10 protein-coding genes are annotated in these 11,327 nt (G+C 62.5%); 2 read left to right on the top strand and 8 right to left on the bottom strand.

Annotated elements, in window-relative coordinates:
* Positions 1 to 15 precede the first annotated feature (15 nt).
* The gene (rpoC, locus tag K3767_RS09015) at positions 16 to 4,122 is read left to right on the top strand and encodes a DNA-directed RNA polymerase subunit beta' (protein ID WP_221173257.1); all 4,107 of its coding nucleotides are present in this window, start codon (positions 16 to 18) and stop codon (positions 4,120 to 4,122) included.
* A gap of 37 nt (positions 4,123 to 4,159) precedes the next feature.
* On the opposite strand, the gene K3767_RS09010 is transcribed toward rpoC, so the two are convergent.
* The 5 genes from K3767_RS09010 to amrS all read right to left on the bottom strand — a co-directional run bounded on the left by K3767_RS09010 (position 4,160) and on the right by amrS (position 8,646).
* Positions 4,160 to 4,345, bottom strand: a complete 186-nt coding sequence (locus tag K3767_RS09010; RefSeq protein WP_221173256.1) for a YgaP-like transmembrane domain — start codon at positions 4,343 to 4,345, stop codon at positions 4,160 to 4,162.
* Positions 4,342 to 5,406, bottom strand: coding sequence for a tRNA-dihydrouridine synthase (locus tag K3767_RS09005; protein WP_221173255.1), 1,065 nt, complete (start codon positions 5,404 to 5,406; stop codon positions 4,342 to 4,344). The genes K3767_RS09010 and K3767_RS09005 overlap by 4 nt, the downstream gene beginning before the upstream one ends.
* Positions 5,339 to 6,556 (bottom strand): tyrosine--tRNA ligase, encoded by a 1,218-nt coding sequence (tyrS, locus tag K3767_RS09000; RefSeq protein WP_221173254.1) that lies wholly within the window; start codon positions 6,554 to 6,556, stop codon positions 5,339 to 5,341. The genes K3767_RS09005 and tyrS overlap by 68 nt, the downstream gene beginning before the upstream one ends.
* Before the next feature lie 73 nt (positions 6,557 to 6,629).
* Complete coding sequence (hypE, locus tag K3767_RS08995; protein WP_221173253.1) at positions 6,630 to 7,646, bottom strand: hydrogenase expression/formation protein HypE; 1,017 nt, start codon at positions 7,644 to 7,646, stop codon at positions 6,630 to 6,632.
* The gene (gene amrS, locus K3767_RS08990; RefSeq protein ID WP_221173252.1) at positions 7,630 to 8,646 is read right to left on the bottom strand and encodes an AmmeMemoRadiSam system radical SAM enzyme; all 1,017 of its coding nucleotides are present in this window, start codon (positions 8,644 to 8,646) and stop codon (positions 7,630 to 7,632) included. The genes hypE and amrS overlap by 17 nt, the downstream gene beginning before the upstream one ends.
* Positions 8,647 to 8,796: 150 nt before the next feature.
* On the opposite strand from amrS, the gene K3767_RS08985 reads away from it, so the two are divergent.
* The gene (locus K3767_RS08985; RefSeq protein WP_221173251.1) at positions 8,797 to 9,156 is read left to right on the top strand and encodes a histidine triad nucleotide-binding protein; all 360 of its coding nucleotides are present in this window, start codon (positions 8,797 to 8,799) and stop codon (positions 9,154 to 9,156) included.
* Here K3767_RS08985 and K3767_RS08980 read toward each other — a convergent pair.
* Genes K3767_RS08980 through K3767_RS08970 form a run of 3 tightly spaced genes read right to left on the bottom strand, consistent with a single transcriptional unit; the run spans position 9,068 to position 11,296 of the window.
* Positions 9,068 to 10,018 carry a cation diffusion facilitator family transporter gene (locus K3767_RS08980; RefSeq protein WP_221173250.1) on the bottom strand — a complete coding sequence of 317 codons (951 nt, stop codon included), beginning with the start codon at positions 10,016 to 10,018 and terminating at the stop codon, positions 9,068 to 9,070. The genes K3767_RS08985 and K3767_RS08980 overlap by 89 nt on opposite strands.
* Positions 10,015 to 10,761, bottom strand: a complete 747-nt coding sequence (locus tag K3767_RS08975) for a UPF0280 family protein (protein ID WP_255592376.1) — start codon at positions 10,759 to 10,761, stop codon at positions 10,015 to 10,017. Before K3767_RS08975 ends, K3767_RS08980 begins: the two co-directional genes overlap by 4 nt.
* Positions 10,742 to 11,296: a FumA C-terminus/TtdB family hydratase beta subunit gene (locus K3767_RS08970; RefSeq protein WP_255592375.1), complete on the bottom strand. Its 555-nt coding sequence runs from the start codon at positions 11,294 to 11,296 to the stop codon at positions 10,742 to 10,744. The genes K3767_RS08975 and K3767_RS08970 overlap by 20 nt, the downstream gene beginning before the upstream one ends.
* Positions 11,297 to 11,327 lie beyond the last annotated feature (31 nt).

Below are 11,327 nucleotides of genomic sequence, written 5' to 3'. Positions count from 1 at the left end.
AGGAGGTGCATTCGTATGGAAGAGCTTTTTTCTTACTTTGCCAAACCCAAGGACCCCATGAACATTCGGGCCATTCGTCTGGGGCTGGCCTCTCCGGAGAAGATCCGGGAGTGGAGCCACGGGGAGGTGAAGAAGCCGGAGACCATCAACTACCGGACCCTCAAGCCCGAGCGCGATGGCCTTTTCTGCGCCAAGATCTTCGGACCGGTGAAGGACTACGAGTGTCTGTGCGGTAAGTACAAGCGGGCCAAACACCGGGGAGTGATCTGTGAGAAGTGCGGGGTGGAGGTGATACAGAGCAAGGTGCGCCGGGAGCGGATGGGGCACATCGAGCTGGCCGCTCCGGTGGCGCACATCTGGTTTCTGCGTAGCGTTCCCAGCAAGATCGGATCCCTTCTCGATCTCACCTTGAAGGAGCTCGAGGCGGTCCTTTACTTCGAGAAGTACATCGTGGTGGAAAGCGAGGTTCCCGAGATCCCGGTGGGCAAGGTGCTCACCGAGGAGCAGGTTTACGCCCTCCGGCAGAAACACGGGGAGAAGTTCCGGGTGGGCATGGGGGCGGAGGCGGTGCGGGAGATCCTGCGGGGTCTGGATCTGGATCGTCTGGCCGAGGAGATCCGGGCCGAGATGGAAAAGACCGCGAGCGAGGCCCGACGGAAGAAGCTGGGCAAACGCCTCAAGGTGGTGGACGCCCTGCGCACCTCCGGCAACCGTCCCGAGTGGATGATCCTCGAGGTGGTGCCGGTCATTCCCCCGGAGCTTCGTCCCCTGGTGCCGCTTGAGGGGGGGCGTTTTGCCACCTCGGACTTAAACGACCTCTATCGCCGGGTGATCAACCGGAACAATCGGCTCAGGCGGCTTAAGGAGCTGGACGCCCCGGAGGTCATCGTGCGCAACGAGATGCGCATGCTCCAGGAGGCGGTGGACACCCTCTTTGACAACGGGCGGCGAGGGCGTCCGGTGACCGGTCCGAACCGTCGCCCCTTGAAGAGCCTCTCGGACATGCTCCGGGGAAAGCAGGGCCGGTTCCGGCAGAATCTTCTGGGCAAACGGGTGGACTTTTCCGGTCGTTCGGTGATCGTGGCCGGTCCGGAGCTTCGGATGCACCAGTGCGGGTTGCCCAAGAAGATGGCCATCGAGCTATTCAAGCCCTTTATCTACCAGTGGCTGGAGAAGCACGGCTACGCCACCACCATCAAGACGGCCAAGCGTCTGGTGGAGGAGGAGGATCCCCTGGTCTGGGACGCGCTGGAGGAGATCGTCAAGGAATTTCCCATCATGCTCAACCGGGCCCCCACGCTTCACCGGCTCGGGATTCAGGCCTTTGAGCCGGTGCTCATAGACAGCAAGGCCATTCAGCTGCACCCCCTGGTGTGCGTGGCCTACAACGCGGACTTTGACGGCGACCAGATGGCCGTGCATGTACCTCTTTCCGTGGAGGCCCAGACCGAGTGCCGGGTGCTGATGCTTTCCACCAACAACATCCTCCTTCCGGCAAGCGGCGTGCCGGTGGTTTATCCCACCCAGGACATGGTTCTGGGGCTCTTCTACATGACGCTCGATCGGCCCTTCGCCAGGGGGGAAGGATGGGTCTTCCGGGATCCGGAGGAGGTGCTTCTGGCCTATCAGGAAGGGGCCGTGGATCTTCAGGCCAGGATCAAGGTTCGTATGGACGGAAAGCTGGTGGAGACCACCCCCGGGCGGCTCATCTTTCGCACCATCGTTCCGGAGGAGATCCCCTTTGAGGAGTACAACAAACCCCTGCGCAAGAAGGAACTTCAGCGCCTCATCGATCTCTCCTACCGTAGGGCCGGGGCCAAGAAGACGGTCATCTTCGCCGACCGCATGAAGGACATGGGGTATCAGATGGCCACGGAAGCGGGTCTTTCCATCTGCGTGGACTATCTGGTCATCCCCAAAAAGAAGGCCGAGATTCTCGCGGAGGCCGAGAAGAAGGTGGAGGAGATCCTGCAGCAGTATCGTGACGGACTCATCACCGACGGGGAGCGTTACAACAAGACCGTGGACATCTGGTCCGCCGCCACGGATCGGGTCACTCAGGAGATGATCAAGGAGATGGAGACCGCGGAGTATGTGGGCCCGGACGGGAAGAAGGTGGTGGGTCCCAGCATGAACCCGGTTTACATCATGGCCTATTCCGGGGCCCGGGGTTCGGTGGACCAGATCCGGCAGCTAGCCGGGATGCGGGGTCTCATGGCCAAGCCCTCCGGGGAAATCATCGAGACCCCCATCAAGAGCAACTTCCGGGAAGGGCTTTCGGTGCTTGAGTACTTCGTTTCCACCCACGGGGCCCGTAAGGGGCTCGCGGACACGGCCCTCAAGACCGCCAACGCCGGGTACCTCACCCGTCGTCTGGTGGATGTGGCGCAGGACTGCACCGTGGTGGAGGAGGACTGCGGCACCATTGACGGCCTCGAGGTGGGGCACCTCATCGAGGCCGGAGAGATCATGGAACCGGTGTGGGACCGGGTGCTGGGTCGGGTGGCCCTGGAGGACATAGTGGATCCGGTGACCGGGGAGGTCCTGGTGCGGGCCAACGAGGAGATCGACGAGAAGGCGGTGAAGAAGCTGCGCGAGGCCGGAATCGAGAAGGTGGCCATCCGGTCGGTGCTGACCTGTCAGAGCCGTTACGGGGTCTGCGCCAAGTGTTACGGTCGGGATCTGGCCACCGGACGGATGGTGGAGATAGGCGAGGCGGTGGGGATCATTGCGGCGCAATCCATCGGTGAGCCCGGAACCCAGCTTACCATGCGGACCTTCCACATCGGAGGAACCGCCAGCCGGGCGGTGGAACAGAGCGAACATCGGGCTCAGACCCAGGGGCGGGTCAAGTTCGTCAACCTCAAGACCGTGCGGGCCCGGGACGGATCCCTGGTGGCTCTGAACCGTCAGGGGGAAATCGCCATCGTGGCCCCGGACGGTCGGGAAAAGGAGCGTTACCCCGTGGTTTACGGGGCCAGGATTCGGGTGGAGGAGGATCAGGAGGTGAAACCCGGCGACCTCCTGGTGGAGTGGGATCCCTTCACCAATCCCATCATCACCGAGGTCTCCGGAAAGGTGAAGTTCGGAGACATCATCGACGGGGTCACGGTGGACGAGCGCACCGATCCCATCACCGGTCGGGTGAGCATTATCGTGCGGGAGTACAAGCTCACCGACTATCGTCCCCGCGTCTCCATCAAGGACGAGCGCGGGCGCACCAAGAAGCTGCCCTCCGGCAAGGGTGAGGCCCGGTACCTGCTTCCCGTGGGGGCCATTCTCACGGTGCAGGAGGGGGACTATGTGGAGGCCGGCGACATCATCGCCAAGATTCCGCGGGAGACGGTAAAGACCAAGGACATTACCGGAGGTCTCCCCCGGGTGGCCGAGCTCTTTGAGGCCCGCAAGCCCAAGGACTACGCCGTGATCAGCGAGATCGAGGGAGAGGTCATCTTCGACAAGGAGCTTAAAGGAAAGCGGAAGATCATCGTAAAGCCCGAGATCGGTGAACCCAAGGAGTATCTGGTGCCCAAGGGCAAGTACCTCGCGGTGCAGGAGGGGGACTACATTCGGGCCGGTGATCCCCTGATCGAGGGTTCCCCCAATCCACACGACATCCTGCGGGTGAAGGGGATAAAGGAGCTGGCCAAGTTCCTGGTGGAGGAGATCCAGGAGGTTTACCGGCTCCAGGGGGTGCGCATCAACGACAAGCACTTTGAGGTCATCGTGCGCCAGATGTTGAAGAAGGTGAAGATCAAGGAGACCGGTGATACCCGTTTCATGATCGGGGAGCTGGTGGACCGGGCCGTCTTCGAGGAGGAGAACGAGCGGGTGCTCAGGGAGGGCGGGCGTCCCGCGGTGGCCGAGCCGGTGGTGCTGGGCATCACCAAGGCCGCGCTCAACACGGAGAGCTGGCTCTCGGCGGCCTCCTTCCAGGAGACCACCCGGGTGCTCACGGACGCGGCTCTCGCCGGAAAGGTGGACTACCTGCGCGGACTCAAGGAAAATGTAATCATCGGACGGCTCATTCCCGCCGGAACGGGTCGGGTGTATTACGACATGAAGGCCGAGGAGCGCAAGGCCCTTCAGAGCGAGAAACCCGGGCTCGAGATCCCCTTCTAGGACGCGGAGGGCGGCCCGTACGGGCCGCCCGATCCTCTTACTCTCTGAAGATCCTGCGGAAGAACCACTCCGAGGGGCAGAAGTTAATTATTCCGGAAAGAACGCTCATGAAGGTCACGAACCAGACGAGATACTCCCCCCACGGGCGTCCCGAGTGCATCAGGAGAAGCCCCACCAGAAGGATCAACCCCATGAGAATCCTCTGCGCTCGAAGGGCTTTCATTTAATAACCCCCTCACCGGATGGTCTTGGATCCAGCTTACCACGATTCGAGCCCTCCGGTAAACTCCGAAGGCGTTTCTCCAGGGTCTCGTAATCCGGGGCCGTGAGGAGCGCCGGAAGGAGGGCCTTCTTTCCGGGGACCCCTTTGAAGAGCTGCGCCAGAAAGGCCTTAATCTTTTTGGCCGCGGTTTCGGGGCGAAAAAAGCGGGCCATCTCGTCAAGAAGCTCCAGGGCGAGCGCGGCCCTTTCGGAAATTCCGTGCGCGAGCTCCCGTTTTTCCCTGAATTCTTTAAAGATCCAGGGGTTTTTCAGGGCCGCCCGACCCACCATGACCGCTGCGCAACCGGTTTCGCGAAACATGCGTTCAATGTCCGTCCACTTACGGATGTCCCCGTTGCCGATCACGAAAATACGGTTTCCCGCGAGGCGGACCAGATCCCGGATGCGTTCCCAGCGGGCCCGGCCGGAGAAACCCTCTCTGGCCAGCCGGGGATGAAGGGCCAGGGCGGAAATCCCGGCGGAAAGAAGCCGTTCGACGATGTCCTCCAGGCGATCTTCGTCCCAGCCCAGCCGGATCTTGGCCGAGACCGGGATTCCGTGAGCCTTCCCGGCCGAAACCAGGGCCTCGGCGCAGGCCTGCATTCGGACGGGGTCCCGAAGAAGCCCTGCCCCGGCTCCCCGGGAGACCACCTTCTTCACCGGACAGCCCAGGTTGAGGTCAAGGCCGTCGGGACGGAGCTCACAGGCCACGAGCCTTCCGGCCCGGTGGAGCTTCTCGGGGTCGTTTCCGAAAAGCTGTACGGTCAGGGGGCGTTCCTCCGGAGTGAAACGGAGAAGAGGATCGGAGGGTCCCTTCCGCAGGATCAGGTCCGCGCTTACGAGTTCGGTCCAGGTACGGTCGGCCCCGAGTCGGCGCACGAGCCGGCGAAAGGGGGAATGGGTGTAGCCCGCAAGCGGGGCCAGGATGACCTCTCCCCGGCGGACCATTTTCGGATCAGGCCGACACCAGGACCCGCAGGAAACGCTTTTTACCGATCCGGAGGGCGTATTCTCCCGGGCCAAACTCGAAGTGTTCCTCCCTCAGGGCCTCTCCGTCCACGAGCCTGACCGCTCCCTGGGAGACCAGTCGTTTGCCCTCGGAGGTGCTTTTTACCAGACCGGTTTCTTTGAGGAGGCCGGGAATCCAGATCCTCCCCGGCGCCACCTTTACTTCCGGAATGTCTCTGGGGACTTCGCGCCGGGCAAAGACCCTCTCGAACTCCTCCGCGGCCTCGCGGGCCGCGGCTTCGGAGTGAAACTGGGCCACGATGTTCATGGCCAGACGCTTCTTCACCTCCTTGGGATGTTCCCGCCCTTCCGCCACCGCCCGTCTGAGGGCCTCTATTTCCGAAAGGGGAAGGTCCGTGAGAAGCTCGTAATAGCGCCACATGAGCTCGTCGGAAATGGACATGAGTTTTCCGAACATTTCCTGCGGAGGCTCGGTGATTCCCACATAATTGCCCAGGCTCTTGGACATCTTCTGCACCCCGTCGAGCCCTTCCAGGATGGGCACGGTCAAGATGACCTGAGGTTCCTGGCCGTACTCCCGCTGGATCTCCCGTCCCACCAGGAGGTTGAAAAGCTGATCGGTACCCCCGAGCTCCACATCCGCCCGGAGGGCCACGGAGTCGTAGGCCTGGATGAGGGGATAAATGAGTTCGTGAATGGCTATGGGGCGATGGGCCTCAAAGCGTTTCCTGAAGTCCTCCCGTTCGAGCATGCGGGCCACGGTGTACCTGGCGCAGAGACGAATGAAGTCCTCGGCGGTCATCTTGCTCATCCATTCGCTGTTAAAGACCACCCTGGTCTTTTCCGGATCCAGGATCTTGAAGACCTGGTCGGCGTAAGTTTTAGCGTTCTCGATCACCTGTTCCCTGGTGAGCGGGGGGCGGGTTTCGGAGCGACCGGAGGGGTCTCCGATCATGGCCGTGAAGTCCCCGATGAGGAAGTAGACTTCGTGGCCGAGATCCTGGAAGTGGCGCATCTTGCGCAGGAGCACGGTGTGGCCCAGGTGGAGATCCGGAGCGGTGGGATCGAAACCGGCCTTTACCCGGAGGGGAGTCCCGGTCTCGGCCGAGCGTTTGAGTTTGGCCAGTAATTCCTCCTCTTCCACGATGTCCACGGTGCCGCGTTTTAGGTACTCCAGGGCCTCTTCCGGGGTGCGTCTTTCCATGGATCGCGCTCCTCACACCGCTTTTTTTCCAGGGTTTTTACCCCCGAAAAGGGAGCTCTTCAATAGTTTCGGCTCAGCAGATTCGAGGAAGGGGTTCGCCGGTGAGAACCGGAAGCACCCGTTCCCCTCCCACCCGGGTGCGCAGGATCACCGGAGGGCGGCCTTTCCTTTCCTCCACCCGTCCGATGATTCGGGCCTCGCGGGCCTCGGGAAAGCTTTTAAGTATTTCCAGGGCCTGCGGAGCGGCCCTTTCGCTAACCACGGCCACGAAACGCCCTTCACAGGCCAGATAAAGGGGATCTAGACCCAGAATCTCGCTTCCCCCCCGCACCGCCGGGCTTAACGGAATTTCGGCTTCCTCCACCAGGAAACACGCTCCCGCCTCCTCGGCCAGCTCATTGAGGGTGGTGGCCAGCCCTCCCCGGGTGGGATCCCGCAGGGCGTGCAGTTCGGCCCCCAGTTTCTCGAGAAGGACCTTCACCAGGGGCCAGACCGGGGCGGAGTCGCTTTTGAGCCCCGTGAGGGGTAACCCCTCCCGGGCCGCGAGTACCGCCAGTCCGTGCTCCCCCACCGGACCGGAGACCAGCACCACATCCCCCGGACGGATGCGTTCCGGATGAGGGGGAGGGGAGAGCCGGATTCGGCCCAGACCGGTGGTGGTGATGTAAATCCGGTCTCCCTTGCCCCGGGGGACCACTTTGGTGTCTCCGCAAACGATGGGGATGCCGAGGTCCCGCGCGGCCCGGGCCATGGAGGTCACCACCCGGCGGAGTTCCTCAAGGGGAAGCCCCTCCTCCAGGATGAATCCGCAGGAAAGATACAGGGGTTCGGCTCCGGCCATGGCCAGGTCGTTGACCGTGCCGTGGACGGCAAGAGACCCGATGTCCCCGCCCGGGAAAAAGATGGGATCCACCACGAACCCGTCGGTGGTGAAGGCCAGAGGACCCGCAACCTCGCCGAGGAGGGCCGCGTCCAGGAGTTCTTTCCCGCCGGAGAAAGCGGAAAGGAATACCTCCCGGATCAGGTTATGGGTGGCCCGCCCTCCGCTTCCGTGATCGAGAAGTACGATTCCCTCACGCCCAGTGGCCATCCTGGCGGGCTCCACAGCGGGGACAGGTGCCCTCTTCAGTGATTTCGTTTTTCAGGATCCGGAAACCGTACCGCTCGATGAGAAGGTGTTCACAGGACCAGCAGTAGGTGTTTTCCCCCCGGTCTCCGGGTATGTTCCCGGTATAGACATACTTTAACCCCTCCTTTCGCCCTATGGCGTAGGCCGTGTGCAGGGTCTCAATGGGGGTGGGGGGGCGCGTGAGCAGGCGATAGGTGGGATAGAAGCGGGTTACATGCCAGGGGGTTTCGGGGCCGAGGTCTTCCTTGATGAAACTGGCAATGTCCCGCAATTCCTCCGGATCGTCGTTTTCCCCCGGGATGATCAGAGTGGTGACCTCCAGCCACACCCCCTGACGCTTGAGGTGCCGCAGGGTTTCCAGAACCGGTTTCAACCTGGCCCGGCAGTGTCGCCGGTAAAACTCCTCCCGAAAGGACTTGAGGTCGATGTTGGCCGCGTGCAGGTGGGGATAAATGGTCTCCAGGGCCTCGGGGGTCATGTAGCCGTTGGAGACGAAGACATTCTTCAGCCCCGCTTCCTCCGCCAGGCGGGCACAATCCAGAGCGAACTCGAAGTACACGGTGGGTTCGGTGTAGGTGTAGGAGATGGATCGGGAGCCGGAGCGTCTGGCCTCCTCCACCACCCTTTCCGGGGAGACCTTTTCCCCGGTTACATATCCGTAATGCCTGGGGAACTGAGAGATTTCGAAGTTCTGGCAGAAGTCGCACTGGAAGTTGCAGCCCACCGTGGCGATGGAGTAGCTGAGGGTGCCGGGGAGAAAGTGAAAGAGGGGTTTTTTCTCTATGGGGTCCACATGGCGGGCGATTATTTCCCCGTAAACCAGGGTGTAAAGCACGCCCCTTTCGTTCTTGCGCACCCCGCAGATTCCGGTCTTTCCCGGGGGAATCCGGCAGCGGTGATGACACAGGTGACACTTCACCTCGTCGTTTTCCAGACGATCGTAGAGAAGGGCCTCGCGCATTACGAACCTCCTTTCCTCTAAAATAAGACCGCTTCTTCCTTTCAGCAATCCGGCTAATAGGATCCGATCCTATTTTTTTGGAAAAATTGGGTTGATGGGAGGGGGAAGATGAGCTAATTAGAACCTAAAGCCTGCGAAAAGGAGGGTGGGATGTCGGAGTGCATCTTCTGTAAGATTCTGAGGGGGGAAATTCCCTCGAGAAAGGTCTACGAGGACGATCTGGCCTACGCCTTTCACGATATCAATCCCGTGGCCCCCATTCACATCCTTATCATTCCCAGGAAGCACCTCTCCGGGGTGCACGAGATGTCCGAGGAGGATCGCGCCCTGGTGGGGCATCTCTTCTGGGTGGCCCGCAGGATCGCCGAGGACCTGGAGCTTTCCCCGGCCAAGGATCCCACGCGGGGATACCGGCTGGTGATCAACTCCGGCCCTCAGGCCGGGCAGACCGTCTTCCACCTTCACCTGCACCTTCTCGGTGGCCGCGAGATGACCTGGCCTCCGGGCTAGGCTCCTCGTAGGGCTCGAGGTGCACCACCACATCGATGACCCGGCGGTGCCGGGAAAGGAGGGTCTTCTTTACCTCCTCGGAGATTTCGTGCCCCTCCCGCACGGAAAGTTCCGGATCCACCTGGATGTGAAGGTCCACCAGGGTGTGGCCGGCGTGCTTGCGGGTGCGCACCCGGTGGGCATCGCGCACGCCCTTTATCCTCAACACCTCTTCCCTGATACGGCAGGCCTCGGAGATGTCCACGCCGTCACAGAGCTCCACCACCCCGGGTTTCACGATGTTCCATGCGGACTTGAGGATGAAGAGGGAGACCGCCATGGAACCCACCGGGTCAAAGAAGGCCAGTTGCGGGCGCCAGGCGGCCAATCCCGCTCCCACCAGGGCGGGAATGGAGCTGAGAGCGTCGGAGCGGTGGTGATGGGCGTTGGCCACCACCGCGGGAGAGGAAGCCCTCTCTCCCACCCTTAGTGTGATCCGGTACAGGGCCTCCTTGAAAATCAGGGACAGGGCCGGGGGGAGGAGCACCCACGGGGGAAGGCCCGAAAGGGCCCGGCAGTGTTTCAGGGAAAGGAGGGCCTTTACCATCAGTCCCAGACCGGTACCCGCGAGCAGCAGGCCTATGACCACGGAAACGAGGGTTTCTATGCGGCGGTGTCCGTAGGGATGACACTCGTCCGGTGGGGCACTGCCGTAACGCAACCCCAGAAGAGCGAGGAGGTCCGTGGCCAGATCGGAGAGGCTGTGGAGTCCGTCGGCGAGAACGGCCTGGCTTCCGGCCCACCACCCGGCTCCGATCTTGAAAAGGGCCAGGAAAAGGTTGACCACCGCCCCCAGAAGGGTGATCTGATAGAGTCCCCTCATAGCGGTACCAGTTCCACGGCCGGTCCCCAGGCCCCGATTTCGTCCTCCACCACCGCTACCACCCCCATAAGACCGGGGATTTCCCCCGCCCGGGCCAGCACCTTCTTGAGTGAGCGGCGCCCCTTCACCAGATTGGCGAGCGCCGTGGCCGCGGCGTCGGCCAGTGCCGTGTCCCCGGCGATGACGCAAACCGCCTCCGCCCGCCCCAGGGAAAGGCTGTGCCCGATCTTCCCCGAGGAGGTGCAGACCCCGCAGGGCATGAGTTCCGCGGGCAGGCGGAGTCCCACCCGGCCGGAGAGGGGGGATTCTCCGGCGAAGAGAGCCACGGTGGCCGGGCGACGCAGGGCCAGAAAGATGTCTCCGCCGTTTTCCACCACCACCTGGGAGGTTCGTCCCTCCTCAAGGAGGCGGCGTCCCAGGGCCTCGGCGATGGCTCCGGCCACCGCGGCCATGGGCCCCACCCGGGCGGTCCGGGCGGCAAGCATCATTCTGCGCACCAGTTCCGGGGCCTCCGGGTCCTCCGGGAGAGGCTTAAGGGCCGTGAGGAATTCCGGATGATTCCCTATGTATCGTTCCAGGGGAGCCCGAATCTCACGCACCAGCCGCAGCCCCTCCAGGGAGAGGTCCCTTTCGGCCAGGATGGCGAGGTCGGTCTCTTTATAGACCACCCGAAAGGCGACCAGTCCCTCCCCGGGCCGGAACCAGGTCCGGTAATGGCGAACCTCAGAGCTCGCCACCGGCACGACGCCTTACCTCCTCGTAGTAATCGCCTCCGCCCGGGGGATTGATCACTACGGCGGGAAAGTCCTCAACCTCGAGCTCCAGCAGGGCCTCCGGTCCGAGTTCGGGGAAGGCGAGCGTTCGCACCGCTTTTATCTTTTCCGACAGATAGGCCCCGGCTCCTCCGAAGGTGGCGAGGTAAGCAGCCCTGTAGCGCACGACGGCCTCGCGCACCTCCGGCCCGCGGGGGCCTTTCCCGATGGTGACGGCCAGGCCCAGTTCCAGGAGGCGCGGAGTGTAGGGGTCCATGCGGTAGGCCGTGGTGGGGCCGGCGGAGCCGATGACGCGCCCCGGAGGAGCCGGACTGGGCCCCACATAGTAAATGGCCTGACCCTGAAGATCCACCGGAAGTTCACGCCCCGCATCCAGGAGCTTAAGCAGGCGTCGGTGCGTGGCGTCGCGGGCCGCAAGAAGCCTGCCCGAAAGCAGAATCAATTCACCGGGGGTCAGTTCAAGTAGAATTTTTCTGCTCCGCAAAGGGAAAAATAACTTTTTCATCATCCTGCGGAAACTCCTTGATCTCAAGGGA

It is taken from the genome of Thermosulfurimonas sp. F29, assembly GCF_019688735.1.
Taxonomy (GTDB): domain Bacteria; phylum Desulfobacterota; class Thermodesulfobacteria; order Thermodesulfobacteriales; family Thermodesulfobacteriaceae; genus Thermosulfurimonas_A.
This window is presented reverse-complemented; position numbering and strand designations above follow the sequence as displayed.